The following is a 22,213-nucleotide window of genomic DNA, read 5'->3' on the forward strand; positions in this document are numbered from 1 at the left end:
TCGATTCTGACATAAGTTTACCGTGGTGTTTTGTCAACTTATTTCAGGACAGGACAATGCGGTACTGTTCAGCGGCCGATAATTGTCAGCCGTTCGGTTGATGATTATGAGCCAATCGGCCGATAACTATGAGCCGATCGGTTGACGGTTATCAACCGTGGATTACCCGCCGTACTAATTCAATTTAGTCGGCATGCTTTTTCAAAACAGGTCGCATCCTTTTCCCATTTTCTTTACGGAGGCTTATTTGAAACCTAACTTATCGAATAGCGTCCGTTCTTCCGCAGTTGCATTTTTTATCGTATAGGCGGTAAACTCCCGTGGGTGATTGTAATTAGACCGGAACCATTCGAATTTATCAGGTGTTTCCCGTAATGCCTTGTCTACGGCAAGCGGATCGAAACTTCTGAAGATCGCATGTTCGATACGATGCTCCGTAACATTGTCCAGGTCGATCACCGGATTGGCAGGAACGGGAGGGACGACCTCCTTCATTTTTTCTATCTTCAGTCCGAAGAAGCGTTCGATATTTTCCAGGCAGGTACGGGTCCCGTTGGCTTTACCGTCGGCAGAGAATCCGGCAATATGGGGAGTGGCTATGGTTGCCAGGCTTATTAATTCACGGTCGATTGCCGGTTCGTTTTCCCAGCAATCGATCACTGCTTCGCTTATTTTTCCTGATTTCAGGGCATTCACTAGCGCCGGAGTATCGTGTACCGCTCCTCTCGAAGCGTTTACGAACCAAGGCTTTTTCCGTGTTTGGTTGAAAAAGGCTTCGTTTGCCAGATGGCGGGTAGCAAAACGCCCTTCTTTTGTCAGTGGCGTATGGAAAGAGATAATATCCGCTTCTTCTGCAATCGTATCCAACGAAACGAATCCTGCCTCTCCTTCCTCTTCTGCCCGTGGCGGGTCATTACGTAAAACGTGCATGCCATATGATGCGCAGAGTTTTTCCAGTTCTTTGCCTACATGGCCTACGCCGACTATTCCGATCGTTTTCCCCTCTAATGGTTCGTTTCTGCGGAGACCGATGGTGATCAGCGAAGATAAAACATATTGGGCGACCGAAACGGCATTGCATCCCGGAGCATTTTTCCAGGTAATACCTGCTTCATCACAATACTTTATGTCGATATGGTCGAAACCGATGGTTGCTGTCGTGATCAGCCTGACGCGGCTTCCTTCCAACAGTTCACGGGTGCATTTGTCGATGCTTCGTACGATCAGGGCGTCGGCATCATGAATGGTTGAAGGAGTGAACTCGTTTGAGTTGAGGTATTTTACATCTGCGATCGGTTCGGCAACCCCTTTCAGGTACGGGACCGTGTTATCAGCTACTATTTTCATTTTCTTGCCTTTTACTACTGGCAAAGATAGAGATTATTTGCGGAAGTGGAGATAAAAACGTAATTTGCACGCTTTAAATATCATGAAAGACTAATGTGTATAAAAAACTGGAAAATGAAGCATCTGTTGTTGTGTGTATTATGCTTGCTGGCCATTGTTTGCATTCCTGTATACGGCCAGGGGAAGTATACGAATCCGCTGCCCGTAAAGTTCGGTGACCCTTATGTATTGTTGGCTTCCGACGGGCGTTATTATATGTATGGCACGGGCGCAGGGGCCGTGGATGGTTTCTGTGCTTATTCTTCGGATAATCTGATAGACTGGAAACCGGAAGGACAGGTCTATCGGGGTAATATGGCCGGTTCGTGGGCTACAGCCAACTTCTGGGCGCCGGAAGTGTATGAACGGAAAGGTAAGTTTTATATGTTTTTCAGTGCCGATTGGAAGGAGAATCCGACTAATGAGTTGGAGAATTTTAGGATCGGTATTGCTGTTTCGGACAAACCGACCGGTCCGTTCAGGGAGATGAGCGACCGCCCTCTTTTTGACCCCGGCTATCCTGTTATCGACGGTAATCTGCTGCAAGATTCCGACGGACGTCTTTACTTATATTATTCCCGTTGCTGTTACAAGCATCCGGTAGAGAGTGAAGTGGCTTCATGGGCACGTGAGAAAAATATGTTCAACGAAATAGAGGAAAGCTGGATTTACGGTGTCGAGCTGAAACCTGATTTAAGCGGCATCATCGGCGAACCCGTGTTGATCCTGCGCCCGCCTGTTACCAATGAAGACCCGCAGGCTGAATGGGAGAGCCGTTCTGTAACGACTGGCGAAGTGAACCGCCGATGGACGGAGGGTTCATATATATTTAAGAAAGGCGATATCTATTATATGATGTATTCTGCGAATTATTTCGGAGGAAAGAATTATGCTGTCGGCTATGCGACTTCTAAAAATCCCCTCGGTCCTTTTGTTAAATCGGCAAACAACCCGGTACTGGAGAAGAATGTTGAAAAAGGCGGGATCGTGACGGGTACGGGCCATAACAGCGTGACTTATTCGAAAGACGGAAAGCAGATGTATTGTGTGTATCACGGACGTACGCAGAATACAGGTGAAGAGCGTGTCGTTTTTATCGATAAGATGGGAGTGGACGAAAAGGGCAACTTGTATGTGGAAGGTCCGAATACCACTCTTCAGGAAATTCATTGATAGATTATCAGAAAAGATTTTCTACCTTTGTCAACAGTATTTACAGAAAGCAAAACGATTATTTATGAATTTCAGCGAACAGTGTTACCGGATATTTGAACAGGCTACGAAAGCGTATCATGTTTCTGATGATGTGGATGCAACCATGCATAATCCTTATGAGGTAAAAAGTATCGAGTTTTATCTTTATTTGAAAAACTGGATTGATGCGGTGCAATGGCATCTGGAAGATATCATCCGTAATCCGGCGATCGACCCGGTCGAGGCAATAGCGATCAAGCGCCGTATAGATAAATCAAATCAGGACCGTACCGATCTGGTGGAACTGATCGATAGTTTCTTTCTGGATAAATACAAGGATGTAAAGGTCTTGCCGGATGCAACGATCAATACGGAGAGTCCGGCATGGGCGGTAGACCGTTTGTCTATCCTGACACTCAAGATCTACCATATGAATGAAGAGGTGAACCGCCCTGATGCGACTCCCGAACACAAAGCCAAATGTGAAGAAAAACTGAAGGTACTGCTGGAACAGAAGACAGACCTTTCAACGGCATTGGATCAGTTGCTGACCGATATCAAAGAAGGCCGCAAGTACATGAAGGTGTACAAACAGATGAAAATGTATAATGATCCGGCTTTGAATCCTGTATTATACGGTAAAAAATAAAATGGCAATGAAAGTATATCATGGTAGCAATATGGTAATAGAATATCCGAAGGTACAAACTACCGGTTTCTTTAAAGATTTCGGTTTCGGATTTTACTGTACGGTGTTGGAAAAGCAAGCCCAACGGTGGGCAGCTAATAAAACTCCGGCTCATATTGTTAATGTATACGAATATAAGGAAATTGCCGGGTTACAAATTCTCCGTTTTAAAGAGTTGACGGATGAATGGCTCGATTTCATAGCCTCTTGTCGTAAAGGAGTTCCACATACTTATGACTTGGTGGAGGGACCCATGGCAGATGATTCGGTTTGGAATTATGTAGAAGATTTTCTTTCCGGATCGATCAGTCGTGAAGCATTCTGGGCATTGGCTAAATTTAAATATCCGACTCATCAGATTGTATTTTGTTCTGATAAGGCGATAGAGTCGTTAACCTATGAAAAGAGTTACGAGTTATGAAGAATGTATTTTTTCCGGATGAAGAAATAACGCAGGATGATGTGTTTTATGTTTGTAGCCTGATCGAACGTATAGCACGGCGTTTGAAGCAGCCGAATCGGTACGTCGTAAATTGTATGGGAAAACGGGGTGTTGCTGAAAAACTATCCTTGGCAAATGTTATGCATAGTGAAAATCAGCAGGCTGTCGTTGAACGGTTGATTCAGGAATATCGAATGCAGACTGGCAGTTTTGATGTGACGAATGTTAATCCTGATTTAGTCAGTCATATCCCGGGTGAACAGGACATGGGAAAAGTGTATATGCGTCTGATCCTGTCCACTCTTTATTCGTGGGAAGATTATGCTGATGCGATCTTACGCATCTATAACGATAAGATATGTCGTACGATAGACAATTATAACGGGAGTGCTTATTATGAGCCTTCCTATTATTTAACCCGCTGTTATTATAGCGGAACATTCAATTAATAGATGGCAAAAATACTTGTTATACGACTTTCAGCTATAGGCGATGTCGCTATGACGGTTCCGGTGATTTACTCTGCCGCCAAAGCGAATCCGCAGGATACGTTTACTGTTCTTACGCAGGCATTCCTGATACCGGTCTTCATGAACCGACCGGCGAATGTGGACGTGATAGGAATCAATACGAAGGCTGCGGAAAAGACATTGCGCGGACTGCTCCGGTTTGCTTCTGCCTTGGTTAAGTTTGAGTATGATATGGTACTGGATCTGCATAATGTGATCCGTACGATCATAATCCGCAGCCTGTTCCGGATGAAAGGGAAAAAGGTTTATGTTGTAGACAAGGCCAGGAAGGAGCGTAAACGCCTTACTGACCGCAACCATAAGGATTTAAAGCCTTTGCGTCCGGTGATCGAGCGTTATGCCGATGTATTCCGGGCTGCCGGACTGAATTATACGGAATCATTTACTTCCCTTTATGAATCGCATCCCGCCGACCTTTCGGCTATGGAAGCGGTGGCAGGTACGAAAAAAGGCAAATGGATCGGGATTGCCCCCTTCGCCAAACATCGTGGAAAGATTTATCCGGTGGACGATATGGAACAAGTGGTCGCCCGTCTCTCTGAAAATGAAGATTATACGATCTTTCTGCTGGGAGGACGCGGTTACGAGGAGGCCGTCCTTGAACAATGGGCGTTCCAGTATCCGCGTGTGAAAAGTCTTGTCGGACGTTATTCGCTGGATAACGAACTGGCCCTGATCAGTCAGCTGGATGTATTGCTTTGCATGGATTCCGCGAATATGCATTTCGCTTCCCTTGTCGGAACGAAGGTAATATCCGTTTGGGGAGCGACTCACCCGTATGCGGGTTTCTATGGTTATCATCAGGACCCTAAAAATGCGGTCCAGTTGGATCTTCCCTGCCGTCCCTGTTCCGTATTCGGACAGAAGCCCTGTTTTCGGGGGGATTGGGCATGCATGACACAGATAACACCGGAAATGGTAATTGCGAAGGTAGATGGTCTGCTCAAATAAGTTTTTGTCGTAATATTAGAAATATATGAAACTAGTAGAAAAATGTAAATCGTTCGTAAATGCACCTTTATGGAAAGAGGAAAAGTCACTTTGGTGGGTGTGGATATTGACCGGTGTTGTTTATGCTCTGATTAAATTTTTCATAGGTAAATATAACAATTATAAGATATTTAAATATGTTTTTCCGCACAGCATAGAAGGGTTGACTATTTATGGGGAATATCCGGCAGAATATTATGATTCCAATCAGTATGGAATTTTGTTCAGCGCCCTGATTGCTCCATTCTCGGTATTGCCGGACTGGCTGGGATTAGTGTTATGGATTACTGCTAACACGGCGTTTCTCTTTTATGCGATTAAACAACTACCTCTTTCCACTTCGCAGAAAATTTTCATATATTGGTTCTCATATATAGAATTGATGACTGCACAGGGAGTACAACAATTCAATATTTCTGTGGCAGCCTTTATTATTCTCGCTTTTGTTTTTATAGAGAAGAAAAAAGATTTTTGGGCTGCTTGTGTGATTATGCTCGGTACTTTAATTAAAATCTATCCGATTGTCGGATTGGCTTTTTTCTTTTTTTCTAAACAAAAAGGAAAACTTATTATCTCGGGGATTTTCTGGGGAGCATTATTCTTGGTTTTTCCGGCTTTATATACTCCGGGATTCGATTATGTGATTTCACAGTATTATGAGTGGGTTGCACAATTACAGCTGAAGAATGGCTTGAATTTGTTTGCTGAAGCGCAGAATATATCTTTGCTGGGAGTTGTCCGTAAATTATCAGGATCGGAGGTTTATAGCGACCTGTGGCTGATCCTTCCGGGACTGGTGCTTTTCTTTATCCCTTATCTGCGGATATCTCAATATAAATATCTATCCTTTCGCATGATGTTACTGGCTAATGTCATGTTGTTTGTTGTATTGTTCAGTACGGGTACTGAAGCGAGCGGGTATATCATTGCTATGATCGGAGTTGCCCTATGGTATATCTGTAGTCCTTCGGAACATAAAAAATATAATTACTGGTTGCTGGTGATCACGTTGGTCGTCGTGGGGTTGTCGACAACCGAATTAGTACCTCGTGTGGTTCGGGCAGGCTTTATCAGACCGTATGCGTTGAAGGCATGGCCTGTAATTGTCGTTTGGTTGACTGTTTGTTATGAAATGATATTTTTGAATTTTTCCAGAAAACCGCTAAATTAGGCAAAAATATTATTGGAAAGATTTGCTATCCCTGTTTTGGAGACTTTCCATAAAATATTAAAATCGATCTGAATTCAGATTATTTTCTGATAAACGTTCATTATGTCCTGAGCTATAGCTTGGTCCAGAAAACGTTTGGCGTACTCTTTTCCGGCTGTTCGCATGTGCTCTGCCTGCGAAGGGGTGGTGAGAATCCAGTTTATTTTTTCATTTAGATCATTTACATCTTCTGGGTTTATATACAGAGAGTCAGGCCCCCCTGCTTCTTCAAGGCATGAACCTGTAGCGGCAATAACGGGTGTGCCGGAGTTTAAGGCTTCTAAAATCGGAATTCCGAATCCTTCAAAAAATGAAGGGTATATGAAAAGCGAGGCCAGTTGATAAAATGCCGGAAGGTCATCGAATGATACATTGTTCAATATAGTGACTTGTTCCTGCATATTATTTTCTCGGATGTATTGTTCCACTGTTTCTGTATAGGGAGTTCTTCTGCCTATTGCGATTAGACGGATATCTTTCCCTGATTGTTTGAGTGCTTTTACGATAAGCAACAAGTTTTTCCGTTGTTCGATACTTCCTACATTCAGAATGAAATGTTCGGGCAGGTTATATTTGTTTTTTACTTCAGATAGTTTGTTGGACTCTGCCTGTTGTAGGAATGAAACATCGCATCCTTGGTAAACTACATCGATCTTCTCTTCCGGAACTTTGTATATCCGGATGATATCTTGTTTGGTCATTTCACTGACAGCAACAATCTTGTCGGCAAGTAGACAGGCTTTCCTGAATTTGAAATTATAAATGTTTCTGTCTATAGTTTTATAAAACTGTGGATAGCGGATAAAAATCAGATCGTGTATCGTTACAACTGAAGGGATGCCGGCTTTCGATAATCCGAATGGGAGTTCGTTACTTAAGCCGTGAAACAAGGCCGGCTTTTCTTTCTTCAGGTCGCCGATAATACCACAGGATCTCCACCAGGCTTTACCTAAGGAACCTAATATCTCATTTTCCAGATAGTGGAATATCACATTTTCTTGCTCCGGAATAAGTGCCCGCAGATGTTCTTTCCCTTTATCCGGAGAATATAGATGGTAACTGTTTTCGGGGTAACTGTTAATCAATGAATTAACAATGAAACGGCTGTAATTCCCTAACCCGGTTGCATTGTGGGTGATTCGTTTTGCATCAAATGCGAGTTTCATGCTTTGCTACTTTTGAAAATGTTAGATATTCGGATACGGGTAATGACAAAATATGTTTGAGTAGGAATCTGTGTTTTTCAAAGCCTTTGTATATTTGATTGATACCACTAAGAATAGTTTTTTCCAATGTCTTATCACTATTGTATGTCACAGTGATAATAGTGAAGTCCACAATCTCTTCCATGTGTATGTTATTATGTTACCAGTAACAATTAATAAGTGATCATCAAAGATACTAATAATCTTTTTAATAATAAATATTTTCTATGTAATTATAATAAGGATCTAATTATACAGGAAATATGTTTTTTTTGCGACCGAAGTCCAGTCAATAGTTGACATTCCTTCTTTTAAAAAGTATCCTCTTTATCCGGGTTTTCATAGAAATTGGAATGCTGGTGATTACTTTTTATTCAGACTTTTGTTCTTTGGCTTGAATATGCTGTTTAAATTCTTTGCAAGTGGCAAAAGAGTATTTTTTCTTTAGTAAAAAAGAAATCAAGTTGTCAAGTCGCCTGACCATTCCTTCTCCTGAATGGTTGGTCATAATAAACGGTAATTTCCATTCTTCTTTGTGGGCCTTCAGATTGGTAAATTCCCAAGGATGGAAATAGGTGATGGCGTATCCATCATGTTTTAATGTTCGATAAAACAGCCAGCGGTAAACTTTAGCAGGTAGATTATGATAAGTCAACCAAAACAACGGGAGGCGGAAAGCCGGAGTAACGGACGCTGGGAGCTGCAATACTTTTTCTTTATAAAAATATGTGCGTGGTTTATCCAGATGGTTGTATCTTCCAGGAATGAAAGTCGGATTCAAAGATGAATTGTATGTATAACCGGCGTTTTTAATATCCTTCTCATCGACCGGCATCATGCGTGCCATGCGGAAACCCTCTACTGGTTGTCCGGTCAGTTGTTCAAGAAATTCGCGGGAACGTTGCAGGTCGGTTTTCTCAAATGAAGAATGATAATATCCGTGTGAAGCGATCTCATGTCCACCCTGCAGTATATTCTGAATAATTTCAGGAGCATGGGTTGCAAAATTAGCTGTGCAGAAGAAGGTCGCATGTACCTGATATTTGTCCAGACAGGCTAATATTTTTCTGGTGCCTTCGATAGAAACCGCCATCTGTTGTTCGAATGGCAAATCTATTCCATGTTCTTGAGGAACATCAAATTCTTCAATATCAAAACTGAGTAAGATCATTTGTGAATAAAATTGAAAGAAAGTTTGCCATTTCACGCTTTAATACATTGAAACCCATATCAGATACGGTTAATCCGTCTCTGATACGTGATTGTACGGCTTGTATGTTTATTTTTTTCTGTTGTCCTTTATATATAAATTCGGTATCGAACAGGAAACTGTTAACTTTTGTTGATAAAAAAACCGTTTTTCCAGTCTGGTTGAATCCTTTCAATCCTCCCTGTGTATCGCGTATTTTTAAGCGGAGAAAAATAGCATTGCATAGATGGGATGATTCAGAAAGGAACCGGCGGAAGGGTGGCAGGTTTTTCTGATAGCTCCTGTCTCTTGTTGCGACAACTATATCGGCTCCTTTGAGTAGGCTATTGATTACTTCTCTAAAAGAGTCGTCGGTATAAGGAAAGTCGTAGTCTGTATATATGATATATTCAGACAGGGTCTGTTGTACCGCTTTGCGTAATGCGTATCCTTTTCCTCTGTTAGGGCGATAATCGATTATCTGAATTCCGGGGATTGCCTGTTCCAGCGCGGCAACGGTTTCCGGTTCATATCCGCGTTTTGACCCGTCACTTACAATAAACAAGTGGAAATCTATGGGACTAAATAAGGATTGTATCTCTTTGAATTTCCCTATAACCTTTTGTTCCCATCTTGGCGGTGGATTGTAACATGGTAGAATAATATCTATCTCAGTTCTGTCATTCATCATCTTCTTTGTCAACATATAGGTAAACAGCCTTGCTTGTAAATATCAGGTACAAAGATATGACAATTAATTCTTTGTATTTGTATTTAAACTAATTTGTACGCATCTTGACAGATCTTAGCAGTATTGGTTTATGTTCGCGACCCGGTATCTGGTGATCGGTTTTGATATCATACAACTCTATCGAGACTTGATTTAAAATTTTAGTTTTGGTTTAAGTGCTAACTTTATTATGAAGTCCTCTATTTCAAAGCGAGCTGCATAACGTGGCATGAGGTATGGGTTGTTGTTGTTCAACAACCGATCGTTTTCAGTGGTAAAAGCCAGTCTGTATTTGGCTTCAGCTACAGCTTTAAGAGCGTGGTCGGAAACATCTCCTTCGTGTACGATGCCATTAGGGTAGGCCATATAATGACAGGCCTTATTCGTTCTCTCTTCAATCAGTCGCTTGCTTTCTATTAATTGCCAACGAGTTTGTTCGTATGTTTGATAGTTATTACAAATAAAGTGATCCATGCAATGGGCTCCGATTGTACAGGAATATTTTGTTTGTAATATTCTTACTTCTTCCCAGTTAAGTGGCGCATCAGCTGAATGTAAATGACAAAGTTCCTGGTAAGTCTCAGGAGATACATTGTTAATTAGTTGCTGACAAATTTCATTAATTAGTTCTATATTTGAATGCTTTAATGTATGACTGATGAACCCAAACACCTTAGTTCTTTGTTGTTCGTTTAATAAGGGCGATTTGAATTTTATACATTCGATGTCAATATTGTTTAGCATTGGCGCTGTAATAATAGCTCGTGCAATGAATGTCGGGAATCTGTTTCCACTCTCTATATGACCGGCAGATACAAAAACAGTAAACGGAAGGTTAAATGATTGTAGGATTGGGGCGGCTACTGTCAGGTTATTTTTATATCCGTCATCGAAAGTTATCACTACTTCTTTATTTGAGAATTTCTTTTCTTGGAATCGTTGGTAATACTCATCTATGCAGATGACCTCATATTGTTGGGATATGAATTTAAGTTCTTGCTCAAATATATCTGGGGCAATGTGAAGCGAAGGAAATTGGTTTACATGATCTACGCCGTGGTAAAAGATAACACGGGGAGTTCGATTTATTGTACGGAGCAGTTTATCTATCCCGAATCGAATTAGATTATGTTTTAGTTTCCTATTTTTCATTCTATCCAATTTTCTTCTTTTTTTTCGTATTCGAAATTTAGAAATAACCGACTGTGGGCATAAAATGGATTTTTGCCCTTCAATAGCTTCATTTTCTTTTCCATCAGGTCTAAATTGGTAGAGGTATCTCGAATCAGGCTATGGTATGAGTTTTCCCTGTCGATTGTATTTGAAATGATTTTTTTGAAGCGGGTAAAGTATTTGAGTTTATTGCCGATAATTTCTTGAAAATGGCGAAACATGACATCTTCATATCCATAGTTGCCACAAAATTCTTCATCATATCCTAAAGTAGAGAAAAAGATGGCTTTTGAGGTATAGAATATATTGCATGGAGATTGCAGCGAATGTCCGGTAGTGTCTACCCGTTTAAATTTGTATAAGCTCTTTTGAGGTATTTTACTATCGAGTATCTGAGCTAGTAATTTTTCAGGGAAGAAATGATCGCAATCTGAAAGGATTATTTTCGGACTGATAGCACATGTTACTCCCAGGTTCCTTGCCCCTCCTTGGTTCCAACGTATGTCGCTTTTTATTCGATAGAGTTGGTAATTGACGTGGATGTGATTGGGGATTTTTACTTCAATAGGTGAACAATCATCCACAATAACAAATTGGATACGTCGTAGTATATCAGGATGTATTTTTGAATAAGCCTCCAGTAAGTCTGTTAAGACTTTTGTATCTTTTTGATTAAAAAAAACTGGCATTATATAGCTTAATTCAATTTTTGTCTGTTGTATTGGTATCATTTTTTCTTAAATTACCTCTTATCCTTGATTGGAAAGTCTGAGTTTATAGTAACAGTGTTTTACAAAACTAGATAAAGTTTTGAAACATTCCAATTAATTGAAATGATATTCCCTAAAAACAATGGAATATATTATCTTTGTTCCCTCTAGACTGCTTCTCTATAACTGGCAGTTTTTATAGGTATGGAAAAGAAATCAATTGTTTTGGTAACAGGTGGAGCCGGCTTTATCGGTTCGAACTTATGTGAGTTTTTACTGGACGAAGGTTATCAGGTTGTTTGCCTGGATAATTTCTCTACAGGGAAACCGGAAAATATTCAGCAACATTTTACAAATCCCTCTTTTCGATTGGTAGTAGGCGATATACGGAACCCGGAGGATTGCCGGAAAGCAGTGGAAGGTGTCGACTATGTGTTGCATGAAGCGGCTCTGGGATCGGTTCCTCGGTCCATTAAAGATCCGGTTACTACAAATGCTGTAAATATCAGTGGTTTCTTGAATATGCTGGTAGCAGCCCGTGATGCAGGGGTTAAACGTTTTGTTTACGCTGCAAGTTCTTCTACGTATGGTGATTCTGCATCATTGCCAAAGGTGGAAGAGGTTATAGGAAAACCGCTGTCACCCTATGCAGTGACTAAATATGTAAATGAATTATATGCGGATGTATTTTCCAAAACCTATGGAATCGAATGCATCGGACTGCGATATTTTAATGTGTTCGGACGGAGACAGGACCCGAATGGAGCTTATGCTGCCGTTATTCCTCTTTTTGTGAAACAACTGATCGATCATCAGTCGCCTGTGATCAATGGAGACGGTGAATATTCCAGGGATTTTACCTATATTGAAAATGTAATCCTGATGAATAAGCTGGCATTGACCACTCAGAACAAAGAGGCTGTAAATACGGTATATAATACGGCTTTCGGTGAGCGGACCACCTTGAATCAGTTGGTTGGTTATCTGCAGGAATATTTGAGTGAGTTTGATCCGGAAATAGCGAAAGTAGAAATTAAACATGGTCCGAATCGTTTGGGAGATATTCCACATTCGCTGGCCTCTATCGATAAAGCTAAAAGATTGTTGGGATATCAGCCTTCTTTCAGTATGAGAGACGGCTTGAAGGAAGCTGTTCGTTGGTATTGGCAAAATCTGAAGTAATCAGCAGAAAGGAAGAAATTATGGGAAATATAAAAATAGCAGTTATCGGATTGGGTTATGTCGGTTTGCCGTTGGCACGCTTGTTTGCCACCAAATATCCGGTGATCGGTTTTGATGCGAAAGAGAGCAGAGTCGTTGAGCTAATGTCCGGTCATGACTCGACATTAGAAGTGGATGATGCTATACTGCAATCAGTGCTTGTGAATGATTTGCAAAGTATGACCGGGAACGGGCTGTATTGTTCCAGTAAACTGGAAGATATTGCGTCCTGTAATTTTTATATCGTATGTGTGCCGACCCCGGTCGACCGTCATCATAGTCCCGACCTGACACCTTTGTATAGAGCCAGTGAGACTGTAGGAAAGGTGATCGGTAAAGGTGATATAGTCGTGTTTGAATCGACTGTTTATCCAGGTGTGACGGAAGACGAATGCGTGCCGGTTATAGAGAAAATATCCGGTCTGAAGTTCAACGAAGATTTCTTTGCCGGTTATTCTCCCGAACGTATCAATCCGGGTGACAAAGAACATACTGTCGAGAAAATAAAGAAGGTAACTTCCGGTTCTACTCCGGATATAGCTGTCGTGATCGATGATGTTTATCGTTCCGTTATTACGGCAGGAACTTTTTGTGCCTCCAGTATAAAGGTGGCAGAGGCAGCTAAGGTGATAGAAAATTCACAACGTGATATCAATATTGCTTTTGTGAATGAACTATCAAAAATATTCAATCTGATCGGTATCGATACCAGTGAAGTCCTGGCTGCTGCTGCGACAAAATGGAATTTTCTACCTTTTAAACCAGGTCTTGTCGGTGGTCATTGCATTGGTGTCGATCCTTATTATTTGGCGCAGAAAGCCCAGGATTACGGATATCATCCGGAGATCATATTGGCTGGCCGTCGTATGAATGACAGTATGGGAGAATATATTGCCAATCAGGTAGTCAAGGCTATGATCCGGAAGGATATACCGGTACGTAATGCCGAAGTGCTGGTATTGGGGATTACCTTTAAAGAAAACTGCCCCGATGTACGCAATACCAAAGTGTTTGATGTTGTGAAAGCGCTTCAGGATTACGATATCCGGGTTACTGTATACGATCCTTGGGCAAAACCGGAAGATGTACGACGAGAGTATGGTTTGGAAGTAATGAATACTTTACCCGGTAAAAAATTCGGTGCGGTTGTCCTGGCTGTGGCACATAAAGAGTTTATGAATCTGGATATTCATTCTTTGATACAGGAGAATGGTGTGGTTTATGATGTAAAAGGTTGCATCGACCCGAAATTGGTAGACGATCGTTTATAAGGGGAAAAATATGGAGTATCAGATTAATCCGAAGTATGCCTATTTGGAAAAAGAGATATTGTCTGTCCCTATACGCTTTGACAAGGAAGGAGAATTGATCTATAAGGGACGAAATATACTTAAGGTATTAAATATAGGAGGGATACGTATGTGTATTAAATCCTTTAAATATCCCCATATCATCAATAAAGTGGTTTACGCCTATTTCCGGAAGTCGAAGGCTGAACGTTCCTATCTGTATGCTAATCGGTTTGTTGAACTTGGTATTGGGACGCCTGAACCGGTCGCTTATATTCTTTTCCGGGACAAGGTGGGATTGACATATAGTTATTACATCTCTCTGCAATTGGATGATGTATCTACTCTGCGCGGACTATTTTTGCTACCGAAAGAAGAGCAGATAGAGGCTTTCCGGGCTTTTACTCGCTTTACTTATGATTTTCAACAGAAAGGGGTCTATTTTATTGATCATTCTTTAGGTAATACATTAGTTAAAAAAGATGATGATGGAGTATACCATTTCTGGTTGGTTGACCTCAATCGTACGCAGTTTGAAGTTGTTTCTTCCTGGAAAGGATTAAAAAATCTCTCAATGCTGGAACTACCGGAGTTTTTATTGCGGACTATCGGTGAAGAATATGCATTGCTCAACCATGAGGATAAGGAGGAAATGGTGAAAAGATTGATCCTCCTTACAAAAGCTCATAACGAGCATGTAAAGAGGAAAGGTTTTATTCGGAATACACGTCGGATGATCAAACGTCGTTTGTTTTCATAAGGTACTCCTGTATCCGTAAAGCCAGCTGATGCCAGTCAAATTTCTGTACATGTTTATAAGCATTTTGTCCGAGGCGAGTACGTAATGCTTCATCTTCAATCAGTTTCTTTATTTTTCGACGGAACAGGAATACATATCGTTTGGTAAGTAGACCGGTTTCATTATCGATCAGTAAATCCTTTGTGCCAGCTTGGGTTGCAATTACCGGTAGCCCACAAGCCATAGCTTCGCAGACTGTGTTTGACCAGCCGGCGTGACGTTCTGCTGCTACGAACAAATCCCCCCGGTTGAATAATTCACTGTTCTTTTCAAAAGGATGATTTTGTATGAATTCAAAAGGGACAGTAGTTGAAAAGTTATCTATCAACTGTTGGGCTTTTTCATTGACTGCCGTATCAAATAGCAGCAAACGAATGTTATATCCTTTCTTGTAGAGTTTCTCGCATGCTTTGATAATATATTTGGTACCTTTCACTCGTTCAACCAAACGTCCATATGCGACAATACAGAAAGGACGGCCTTTTACTGTGTAGCTTGTTTTCGAACTATAATTAGCAGTGTTTACCCCTCCCAAAGCCTTGAATGCTTCAATACTGTATTTCTTTTTATCGTGTAGATAAATATTAGTAGAGCAAGCAAATATCTCAATGTTCTTCTGTTTTAAGATTGGACGGAGATTTTCAGTGATCCGGACATGGTAGAATATTCTGCGTTTTGTGTTCGCATTGATCAGCTCATTTAAAAACTTCGTTTCAGTAGTGAACAGGGCATCGATTTCATCTTTTTGTAAATCGGCAAAGGTTTTCGTATCTCCTTTGAAATCATACCAATCGGGTGACTTCCCTTCGATGGTATAAACAGTAAAGCTATGTCCGAGTTCAATGAAAATATTTCCTAATTCCAGAAAACGTTTTACACCTCCGTATAATTTTGTATGGGGTAAAATAACTCCTAGATTCATGTTTGTATAGTTAATTATATTTTATTTCCACAGTTTTTTAGCATGCCCGTTGTCTTTAAAAGCGGAAAGTGCTTTTTTCAGGCGACTACGGAAAATATCTTTTTGAAGTGATATTATATGGGGCTTCCCTACTAATTTCGGTTCAAAAGGTTCACCTCGGCGTAAAATATTCCGTATGAAAGATGCGGAAGTAATACCCCATTTAGAAAGGAATTGCTGACTTCCATTGTTTTTCTTTACCCGACCGGTTGAAACCGATTCGAAATGATAGACACGACTTGCGGACAATCCTTTGAATAACCGGATACCAGCCATCCATAATTTAGCTGAAAAATCAGGGTCACTGTACATACCCGGTGAAAATTCAATGCTGTAACCGCCAACCAGGTCCCAGATATCTTTGTGTACAACATTGGGTGGCCAGGTAGAGCCAAACCAATCAGAGTGTGGTAAAAGTTGATATTTATCCAGCAATTCCTGTTCCTTAAATGTCTCTACGTTTTCTCCGAAATTGGCAGGAGCTATCACGCTTTTACAAAAGAAAGGACGAGGTTGGATCAAAGTAGCCGAAAGAAAGAATTTGTTATCTGGAAGTTGCTGTATTTCTTCCCATAGAAACTTGTCCCAATCGGGACACACGTACATATCATCATTCATATAAAGAATGTAGTCGGTTTTGACTTTGGTTCGTAATGAGTTTAGTGCCCAACAAACTCCGACATTTTCTTTATTATGTATATATTCGTAATTTTGTGTCTCTAACCAATCGGTAGTGCCGTCGGACCCTTCGTTGACATAAATCAGTATTTGATGCCTGTAAGTTGAGTTCTTTTCAATACTTTTCAAGCATAGTTTCAGATAGGCAAGATTGTTCCAGGTTGGAATAAGGATTGAAAAGAGTTGATCGTTTGGAGCCATAGATTCATGTACATAAGTTATTTCCTTCATTTCTGTTCACAAAGATAGGACATTTATCTTGAATCATATTTGAAAATATATTGTACTTTTGTTCATTTGATAAAAAGATATGATAATTTGAGGAAAATATATAGATGAGAACAAACGTATTTTTCTGGTTCCTTTTTTTTAGTTTATGTGTATGTATACCTGGTCATGCCGATGATTGGCGGGATAAAACACCTTTGTTGAAATATGCTCCCCGATATTTTGGACCGAATGCATTCCCATTTCCTGAGTTGATGGGGGGAAAACTTCCTTCACGGTGGGAGGTGGAATTGAGAGGTGAATATCATAAAATGACGGGTGATAAAACGAAAGATGTTTTTGCCCGTTTGTATATTCCAATAGCCAAAGGACGTGCAGGTGTATCGCTTTACGGAGTGATACAGGAATGGTATGAAACATCGCCGGAGGTTCGGGATGAGCGTAATGCGGTGGATGTGAAATCTCCGATTCCCTGTCATGGCGATTTTATACTAACCTGCCATTATCAGGTACTGAGCAGCGAGAAATGGGTGGATATTGTAGCAAATGCAACATTGAGAACAGCCAGTGGTGGCCGTCTGTGCGATGCCCGTTACACTGATGCAGCAGCTTACTGGTTCGACTGTAATATCGGACGTACGTTATGGCAGGATCCGGAAACAGCAGCTTCGATCCGTGTGCAGGGGATGGCAGGTTTTTACTGTTGGATGACGAATGACCTGGTGCATCGTCAAAATGATGCTTTCACATATGCGATCGGGGCACAGGCAACTTTTCGTGGCTTTACTCTGAATTGCGACTATACTGGTATAAAGGGTTATAGAGGTGACGGGGATAAGCCGATGATTCTTCGTACAAAGTTGAATTATGAGATCAAGAAAAATATAATCTCTTTCGGTTATAAACATGGCATACAAGATTATCTGTACGACAGTTTTTCGTTGGCTTATATTCGCTGTTTCTGATGGAATAATAAAAATAAAGAACTAATAGCGAATATTTTATCTCATAGGAATATTTTTTTATTTAACTTTGTTACGACTGTAACTGTTACGGCCGTAACAAAGTTGTAGAAAGATGAAGTTTTATATATGTAGGGGCAAGAATAACCCCTATATTATTTTCTCCCGAAATCGGCCGGAATTTCACCCCATTCGGCTGTTTCCCATTTTAATATGGTAGTTGTATATGTGTTTGTATTCAGCCATTTCTCAGCTCGTTCGATCAGGTCGAAGATCTGTTCATTGACTGGTTCGCGTTCCAGCAATGTTTTGCATTTTTTCTTTTTTACCCAACTGATCGCATTACGGCTGTCAGAATAAATAGGAAGGTTACTTCCTTTCTGCTTTAACAGGGCCAGACCGTGTACGAGCGCAAGGAATTCGCCGACATTATTTGTTCCTTTCTTGAGAGGACCGATATGAAAGATTTCCTGCCCGGTTGCTGTATAGACACCCCGGTATTCCATATCCCCCGGGTTACCGCTGCAGGCAGCATCGACGGCGAGACTCTCGTTGATCGGTTTCCCGACAGGAGCTTTCGGTGCCAGATTGGCGGCAGCTTTGGCTGACGAAGCGGCTTTCAGGTAATGAGTATATCCCTTCTCGAAAGCTTCGACGGCTTCTTCGCGAGTCTCGAACGATTTGTATTTTGCGCCTTCCTGCCCTTCTACCTGCATTTTGCACTCCGCCCAGTTGTCGTAAACACCCGGGTTTAGTCCTTTCCACACTACGTAATATTTATTCTTCGCCATCTCTGTTTTCTTCGGATATGAATTGCAAAGGTAATATTTTGTTACTTTTCTATTGAAAGAAAAGTAATGAAGAAAAAAAACTTTACATTTGCGGTAAACAATCATATACGAAATGAAGCGTATTTTTTTGATAGGTTATATGGGAGCCGGAAAAACGACGGTCGGTAAAGACCTCGCCAAACGAATGGGGCTCTCTTTTATAGACCTGGACTGTTATATCGAAGCCCGTTACCATAAAATAGTCGGGCAGATATTTGCTGAAAAAGGGGAGGAGGCTTTCCGTGATATCGAACGGCGGATGCTCCATGAAGTGGCCATGTTTGAAGATGTATTGATCTCTACAGGCGGCGGCGCTCCCTGTTTTTTTGATAATATGGAGTTTATGAACGAGACAGGGACCACTGTTTATTTGAAGGTCTCGGTGGAAGAACTGGCAAAGCGGCTTGAAGTTTGTAAATCGACCCGGCCCGTGCTGAAAGGACGTTCCGGCGATGAACTGATTGCATTTATAGCCGAAAGCCTGGAGAAAAGAACTCCTTATTATATGAAAGCTTCAGTTGTATTTGATGCCGAAGTGATGTTGACGGAGACGGATGTACATGAAATTTCGGAAGCATTGGAAAAAATATTATAACCTAATAACGTAAGTCAGTTGTCGGACTTGCCAACCGTAAAATCGTATTATGGAAGCAACAGGAGGCAAGCAGCCCCAGGGTGCGTATATTACCCAGGAGTTGTTGAAAGAATTAAATAAGATAAGTAACCGGTTACTGATTGGTATCCCTTGTGAACGGAAAGAAGGAGAAAAACGCCTGGCGCTTACTCCCGAGGCTGTTGACATGCTGACCGATCGCGGACATCGCGTATTGGTAGAGTCAGGTGCCGGTCTGGGAATCAATTACTCCGACAATCATTATTCCGAAGCTGGTGCCGAGATCGTTGCTACTCCGGCGGAGGTTTTCCAGGCGGATATAATTCTGAAGATACTCCCTCCGTTGCCGCAGGAGATCCTGTTGATGAAACCCCGTTCAACTGTCTTTTCTATGGTTCAGCTGAACCTCTTTGCTCCGGAGGCCTTTGAATTGATGATGGCTAAGCGGATCACGGCTATTGCTTATGAACTGATGTCTGACGATCAGAAAAGGTGCCCTGTCCTGAATGTGATCTCAGAGATAGAAGGGACCGCTTCCATTACCATTGCTTCCGAATTACTCAGTAATACCCAGGGAGGAAAAGGGATTCTATTGGGAGGTATTCCCGGTGTATCACCTACTGAAATCGTGATCGTCGGGGCCGGAAATGCCGGAACTGTTGCTGCCCGGGCGGCATTGGCACTGGGGGCATCCGTCAAGGTGTTCGATGACGATATCAACAAGTTGCGTACTATACAACAGGTGTTGGGGCAGGGATTGTTTACTTCCAATTTCCATCCGAACGTATTACATAATGCTTTTCGTACCGCCGATGTTGTGATCGGGGCAATGCGTTATATCAATACACGTTACCGTTATGTGATCGCGGAAGAACTGGTTCGGACCATGAAACGGGGATCGCTGGTGATCGATCTGCGTATCAGCCAGGGAGGTTGTTTTGAAACGACCTGCTGCCTCGCAAAATCCGATCCGACCGTGTTCGAGCAATACGGGGTATTGCATTATTGTATGCCTAATATCAGCAATCGGGTGGCACGTACCACTTCGATGGCTTTCAGTAATATATTTATACCCGTCTTCCTCGCTTTGGGAGATGCCGGAACAGTCCAGAATATGATAAAGGCAGATGATGGCTTTCGTTCAGGGGTTTACATGTATTGTGGAAAACCTGTAAACAATTACGTGTCTAATCATTTTAATTTATCATCAAATAACCTGGATCTATATCTTTCTGCTTTTTAAGTCTCAAAAGTTTTGAACTAGCCAAGTTTATTCTTTACTTTGCGGAAATCTAACTACAAACAAGCGATTAAGCTAATATAAGTAATTATGGCAGAACAAACAAAAGTAACAACGTTGGAAAAGGTTGTAATCCGTTTTTCGGGGGATTCCGGGGATGGTATGCAGTTAACCGGAACGATCTTTTCTAATCTGTCGGCTATTTTCGGAAATGAGATCTCTACATTTCCCGACTATCCGGCGGAAGTACGTGCTCCTCAGGGAACACTGAGTGGTGTATCAGGATTCCAGGTGCATCTGGGATCACGGAAGATCTTTACACCTGGTGATAAGGCGGACGTCTTGGTTGCCATGAACCCCGCCGCTTTGAAAGTGAACGTGAAGCACATCAAACCAAATGCAATTGTCATTATCGATACCGATTCATTCAAAAAGAGTGATCTGGACAAGGCTTTGTTTACAACAGACGATCCGTTCAAGGAATTAGGACTGAACAGTGTACAGGTTGTTGCTGCTCCGATCTCCACGATGGTGAAAGACGGATTGGCAGAATTTGGTCTGGATAACAAATCGGCTCTCCGCTCAAAGAATATGTTTGCTCTGGGACTTGTTTGCTGGTTGTTCGACCGTCCTCTGGAAGAAGCCATGCACATGCTCCAGAATAAATTCGCCAAAAAGCCGGTGATTGCACAAGCCAACATCAAAGCGTTGACAGACGGTTATAATTATGGTCATAATATCCATGCGTCGGTTTCTACTTACCGCATTGAAAGTATGAAGGCCGAACCGGGATTCTATACAGACGTAAACGGAAACAAGGCTACATCCTACGGGTTGATCGCTGCCGCTGAAAAAGCAGGTTTGCAACTTTTCCTGGGTAGTTATCCTATTACTCCGGCTACTGATATTTTACATGAATTATCCAAACGGAAAGATCTGGGTGTGATCACGGTACAGGCGGAAGACGAGATTGCCGGCATCTGTACGGCTATTGGCGGAAGCTTCGCCGGTTGTCTGGCTGCTACGTCAACTTCCGGTCCCGGTTTGGCACTGAAGAGTGAAGCGATCGGTCTGGCTGTAATAGCTGAGTTGCCGTTGGTTATCATCGACGTACAGCGCGGCGGTCCTTCAACAGGTATGCCGACCAAGAGTGAACAGACCGACCTGATGCAGGCTCTTTACGGACGTAACGGTGAAAGCCCGCTGGTGGTTGTCGCCGCATCTACTCCGACAGATTGTTTCGATGCCGCTTACTGGGCAGGTAAACTGGCTGTCGAACATATGACTCCGGTGATCCTAATGACAGATGCCTTTATCGCAAACGGTTCGTCTGCATGGAAATTACCTGATCTGGAAAATTATCCGGAGATCAAACCGAATTACGTTTCCAACTACCATGAAGAAAAACCGTGGAAGGCCTATCGTCGTGATAAAGAAAGCCTGGTTCGTTATTGGGCTATTCCGGGAATGGAAGGTTTCGCACACCGTTTGGGTGGTCTGGAAAAAGACTACGAAACGAGTGCTATCTCGACCGATCCGATCAACCACCAGAAGATGGTTACCACCCGTCAAGCTAAGATCGATAAGATTGCCGACTTTATCCCTGAACAGGAAGTGATCGGAGATGCCGATGCAGATCTGTTGCTGGTAGGATGGGGTGGCACATACGGTCACTTGTATGAAGCGATGGAAACGATGCAGGAACAAGGAAAGAAGGTGGCATTAGCTCACTTCAAATTCATCAGTCCGCTCCCGAAGAATACGGCAGAAATACTTTCCAGATATAAGAAGGTGGTTGTTGCCGAACAGAATAACGGACAGTTTGCCAACTATCTGCGTGGTAAGGTTCCCGGATTTAATCCGTACAGATTTAATCGCGTGAAAGGTCAGCCTTTCGTTGTTGCGAGATTAGTTGAGGAATTCACTAAAATATTGGAGGCTTAAA

General features: G+C 41.9%; 22 protein-coding genes. 13 read left to right on the forward strand and 9 right to left on the reverse strand.

Features of this window, described 5'->3' with window-relative positions:
* Positions 1-243: 243 nt before the first annotated feature.
* A complete protein-coding gene (gene pdxB, locus DWX23_RS23990) occupies positions 244-1,347 on the reverse strand; it encodes a 4-phosphoerythronate dehydrogenase PdxB (RefSeq protein WP_122376366.1) in 1,104 nt (367 codons plus the stop codon).
* Between the two features lie 114 nt (positions 1,348-1,461).
* On the opposite strand from pdxB, the gene DWX23_RS23995 reads away from it, so the two are divergent.
* The 6 genes from DWX23_RS23995 to DWX23_RS24020 all read left to right on the forward strand — a co-directional run bounded on the left by DWX23_RS23995 (position 1,462) and on the right by DWX23_RS24020 (position 6,401).
* Complete coding sequence (locus DWX23_RS23995; RefSeq protein ID WP_122376367.1) at positions 1,462-2,559, forward strand: glycoside hydrolase family 43 protein; 1,098 nt, start codon at positions 1,462-1,464, stop codon at positions 2,557-2,559.
* A 64-nt stretch (positions 2,560-2,623) separates the two neighbouring features.
* Positions 2,624-3,229, forward strand: coding sequence for a DUF4254 domain-containing protein (locus DWX23_RS24000; protein ID WP_122353473.1), 606 nt, complete (start codon positions 2,624-2,626; stop codon positions 3,227-3,229).
* 7 nt (positions 3,230-3,236) lie between these two features.
* Positions 3,237-3,689 (forward strand): DUF3990 domain-containing protein, encoded by a 453-nt coding sequence (locus DWX23_RS24005; RefSeq protein WP_233564319.1) that lies wholly within the window; start codon positions 3,237-3,239, stop codon positions 3,687-3,689.
* Positions 3,686-4,159: a hypothetical protein gene (locus DWX23_RS24010; protein WP_122376368.1), complete on the forward strand. Its 474-nt coding sequence runs from the start codon at positions 3,686-3,688 to the stop codon at positions 4,157-4,159. The genes DWX23_RS24005 and DWX23_RS24010 overlap by 4 nt, the downstream gene beginning before the upstream one ends.
* A gap of 3 nt (positions 4,160-4,162) precedes the next feature.
* Positions 4,163-5,191 (forward strand): glycosyltransferase family 9 protein, encoded by a 1,029-nt coding sequence (locus DWX23_RS24015; protein ID WP_122376369.1) that lies wholly within the window; start codon positions 4,163-4,165, stop codon positions 5,189-5,191.
* A 25-nt stretch (positions 5,192-5,216) separates the two neighbouring features.
* Positions 5,217-6,401 carry a glycosyltransferase family 87 protein gene (locus tag DWX23_RS24020; protein ID WP_122376370.1) on the forward strand — a complete coding sequence of 395 codons (1,185 nt, stop codon included), beginning with the start codon at positions 5,217-5,219 and terminating at the stop codon, positions 6,399-6,401.
* Between the two features lie 74 nt (positions 6,402-6,475).
* Here the strand turns inward: DWX23_RS24020 and DWX23_RS24025 are convergent, their stop codons facing one another.
* The 5 genes from DWX23_RS24025 to DWX23_RS24050 all read right to left on the reverse strand — a co-directional run bounded on the left by DWX23_RS24025 (position 6,476) and on the right by DWX23_RS24050 (position 11,468).
* Positions 6,476-7,606: a glycosyltransferase family 1 protein gene (locus DWX23_RS24025; protein ID WP_122376371.1), complete on the reverse strand. Its 1,131-nt coding sequence runs from the start codon at positions 7,604-7,606 to the stop codon at positions 6,476-6,478.
* 409 nt (positions 7,607-8,015) lie between these two features.
* Entirely contained in the window at positions 8,016-8,816 is an 801-nt protein-coding gene (locus tag DWX23_RS24035; protein ID WP_122376373.1) for a polysaccharide deacetylase family protein, read from the reverse strand.
* On the reverse strand, positions 8,797-9,525 hold the full coding sequence (locus tag DWX23_RS24040) for a glycosyltransferase (protein WP_229801144.1): 729 nt from the start codon (positions 9,523-9,525) through the stop codon (positions 8,797-8,799). Before DWX23_RS24040 ends, DWX23_RS24035 begins: the two co-directional genes overlap by 20 nt.
* A gap of 192 nt (positions 9,526-9,717) precedes the next feature.
* Entirely contained in the window at positions 9,718-10,716 is a 999-nt protein-coding gene (locus tag DWX23_RS24045) for a polysaccharide deacetylase family protein (protein ID WP_122376374.1), read from the reverse strand.
* Entirely contained in the window at positions 10,713-11,468 is a 756-nt protein-coding gene (locus DWX23_RS24050; protein WP_122376375.1) for a glycosyltransferase, read from the reverse strand. Before DWX23_RS24050 ends, DWX23_RS24045 begins: the two co-directional genes overlap by 4 nt.
* Positions 11,469-11,651: 183 nt before the next feature.
* On the opposite strand from DWX23_RS24050, the gene DWX23_RS24055 reads away from it, so the two are divergent.
* From DWX23_RS24055 to DWX23_RS24065, 3 genes are read left to right on the forward strand one after another with little or no spacing between them, the layout of a single operon-like run.
* Positions 11,652-12,629, forward strand: a complete 978-nt coding sequence (locus DWX23_RS24055) for an SDR family oxidoreductase (protein ID WP_122376376.1) — start codon at positions 11,652-11,654, stop codon at positions 12,627-12,629.
* A 20-nt stretch (positions 12,630-12,649) separates the two neighbouring features.
* Positions 12,650-13,939 (forward strand): nucleotide sugar dehydrogenase, encoded by a 1,290-nt coding sequence (locus DWX23_RS24060; RefSeq protein ID WP_122376377.1) that lies wholly within the window; start codon positions 12,650-12,652, stop codon positions 13,937-13,939.
* 10 nt (positions 13,940-13,949) lie between these two features.
* Positions 13,950-14,717: a lipopolysaccharide kinase InaA family protein gene (locus DWX23_RS24065; RefSeq protein WP_122376378.1), complete on the forward strand. Its 768-nt coding sequence runs from the start codon at positions 13,950-13,952 to the stop codon at positions 14,715-14,717.
* Here the strand turns inward: DWX23_RS24065 and DWX23_RS24070 are convergent.
* On the reverse strand, positions 14,695-15,678 hold the full coding sequence (locus tag DWX23_RS24070; RefSeq protein ID WP_122376379.1) for a glycosyltransferase family 4 protein: 984 nt from the start codon (positions 15,676-15,678) through the stop codon (positions 14,695-14,697). The two genes, DWX23_RS24065 and DWX23_RS24070, sit on opposite strands and share 23 nt — an antisense overlap.
* A gap of 21 nt (positions 15,679-15,699) precedes the next feature.
* The gene (locus DWX23_RS24075; protein ID WP_122376380.1) at positions 15,700-16,626 is read right to left on the reverse strand and encodes a glycosyltransferase family 2 protein; all 927 of its coding nucleotides are present in this window, start codon (positions 16,624-16,626) and stop codon (positions 15,700-15,702) included.
* Between the two features lie 104 nt (positions 16,627-16,730).
* On the opposite strand from DWX23_RS24075, the gene DWX23_RS24080 reads away from it, so the two are divergent.
* Positions 16,731-17,588, forward strand: coding sequence for a hypothetical protein (locus DWX23_RS24080; protein WP_122376381.1), 858 nt, complete (start codon positions 16,731-16,733; stop codon positions 17,586-17,588).
* Between the two features lie 152 nt (positions 17,589-17,740).
* On the opposite strand, the gene DWX23_RS24085 is transcribed toward DWX23_RS24080, so the two are convergent.
* Positions 17,741-18,376 (reverse strand): viroplasmin family protein, encoded by a 636-nt coding sequence (locus tag DWX23_RS24085; RefSeq protein ID WP_122376398.1) that lies wholly within the window; start codon positions 18,374-18,376, stop codon positions 17,741-17,743.
* Between the two features lie 112 nt (positions 18,377-18,488).
* Between DWX23_RS24085 and DWX23_RS24090 the strand changes: the two genes are divergently transcribed.
* The 3 genes from DWX23_RS24090 (at position 18,489) to DWX23_RS24100 (ending at position 22,212) form a co-directional block, all read left to right on the forward strand.
* The gene (locus DWX23_RS24090; RefSeq protein WP_122376382.1) at positions 18,489-19,010 is read left to right on the forward strand and encodes a shikimate kinase; all 522 of its coding nucleotides are present in this window, start codon (positions 18,489-18,491) and stop codon (positions 19,008-19,010) included.
* A gap of 49 nt (positions 19,011-19,059) precedes the next feature.
* Positions 19,060-20,271 (forward strand): alanine dehydrogenase, encoded by a 1,212-nt coding sequence (locus DWX23_RS24095; protein WP_122353456.1) that lies wholly within the window; start codon positions 19,060-19,062, stop codon positions 20,269-20,271.
* A gap of 87 nt (positions 20,272-20,358) precedes the next feature.
* Entirely contained in the window at positions 20,359-22,212 is a 1,854-nt protein-coding gene (locus tag DWX23_RS24100; protein WP_122376383.1) for a 2-oxoacid:acceptor oxidoreductase subunit alpha, read from the forward strand.
* The last annotated feature ends 1 nt before the right edge of the window (position 22,213 follow it).

Source organism: Parabacteroides sp. AF18-52 (assembly GCF_003479145.1).
Lineage (GTDB): Bacteria > Bacteroidota > Bacteroidia > Bacteroidales > Tannerellaceae > Parabacteroides > Parabacteroides faecis.

Excerpts from the sequence above, each read along its gene's own strand:
- pdxB (WP_122376366.1), bottom strand. The coding sequence starts at position 1,347 with ATGAAAATAGTAGCTGATAACACGGTCCCGTACCTGAAAGGGGTTGCC.
- DWX23_RS23995 (WP_122376367.1), top strand. The coding sequence starts at position 1,462 with ATGAAGCATCTGTTGTTGTGTGTATTATGCTTGCTGGCCATTGTTTGC.
- DWX23_RS24000 (WP_122353473.1), top strand. The coding sequence starts at position 2,624 with ATGAATTTCAGCGAACAGTGTTACCGGATATTTGAACAGGCTACGAAA.
- DWX23_RS24005 (WP_233564319.1), top strand. The coding sequence starts at position 3,237 with ATGAAAGTATATCATGGTAGCAATATGGTAATAGAATATCCGAAGGTA.
- DWX23_RS24010 (WP_122376368.1), top strand. The coding sequence starts at position 3,686 with ATGAAGAATGTATTTTTTCCGGATGAAGAAATAACGCAGGATGATGTG.
- DWX23_RS24015 (WP_122376369.1), top strand. The coding sequence starts at position 4,163 with ATGGCAAAAATACTTGTTATACGACTTTCAGCTATAGGCGATGTCGCT.
- DWX23_RS24020 (WP_122376370.1), top strand. The coding sequence starts at position 5,217 with ATGAAACTAGTAGAAAAATGTAAATCGTTCGTAAATGCACCTTTATGG.
- DWX23_RS24025 (WP_122376371.1), bottom strand. The coding sequence starts at position 7,606 with ATGAAACTCGCATTTGATGCAAAACGAATCACCCACAATGCAACCGGG.
- DWX23_RS24035 (WP_122376373.1), bottom strand. The coding sequence starts at position 8,816 with ATGATCTTACTCAGTTTTGATATTGAAGAATTTGATGTTCCTCAAGAA.
- DWX23_RS24040 (WP_229801144.1), bottom strand. The coding sequence starts at position 9,525 with ATGATGAATGACAGAACTGAGATAGATATTATTCTACCATGTTACAAT.
- DWX23_RS24045 (WP_122376374.1), bottom strand. The coding sequence starts at position 10,716 with ATGAAAAATAGGAAACTAAAACATAATCTAATTCGATTCGGGATAGAT.
- DWX23_RS24050 (WP_122376375.1), bottom strand. The coding sequence starts at position 11,468 with ATGATACCAATACAACAGACAAAAATTGAATTAAGCTATATAATGCCA.
- DWX23_RS24055 (WP_122376376.1), top strand. The coding sequence starts at position 11,652 with ATGGAAAAGAAATCAATTGTTTTGGTAACAGGTGGAGCCGGCTTTATC.
- DWX23_RS24060 (WP_122376377.1), top strand. The coding sequence starts at position 12,650 with ATGGGAAATATAAAAATAGCAGTTATCGGATTGGGTTATGTCGGTTTG.
- DWX23_RS24065 (WP_122376378.1), top strand. The coding sequence starts at position 13,950 with ATGGAGTATCAGATTAATCCGAAGTATGCCTATTTGGAAAAAGAGATA.
- DWX23_RS24070 (WP_122376379.1), bottom strand. The coding sequence starts at position 15,678 with ATGAATCTAGGAGTTATTTTACCCCATACAAAATTATACGGAGGTGTA.
- DWX23_RS24075 (WP_122376380.1), bottom strand. The coding sequence starts at position 16,626 with ATGAAGGAAATAACTTATGTACATGAATCTATGGCTCCAAACGATCAA.
- DWX23_RS24080 (WP_122376381.1), top strand. The coding sequence starts at position 16,731 with ATGAGAACAAACGTATTTTTCTGGTTCCTTTTTTTTAGTTTATGTGTA.
- DWX23_RS24085 (WP_122376398.1), bottom strand. The coding sequence starts at position 18,376 with ATGGCGAAGAATAAATATTACGTAGTGTGGAAAGGACTAAACCCGGGT.
- DWX23_RS24090 (WP_122376382.1), top strand. The coding sequence starts at position 18,489 with ATGAAGCGTATTTTTTTGATAGGTTATATGGGAGCCGGAAAAACGACG.
- DWX23_RS24095 (WP_122353456.1), top strand. The coding sequence starts at position 19,060 with ATGGAAGCAACAGGAGGCAAGCAGCCCCAGGGTGCGTATATTACCCAG.
- DWX23_RS24100 (WP_122376383.1), top strand. The coding sequence starts at position 20,359 with ATGGCAGAACAAACAAAAGTAACAACGTTGGAAAAGGTTGTAATCCGT.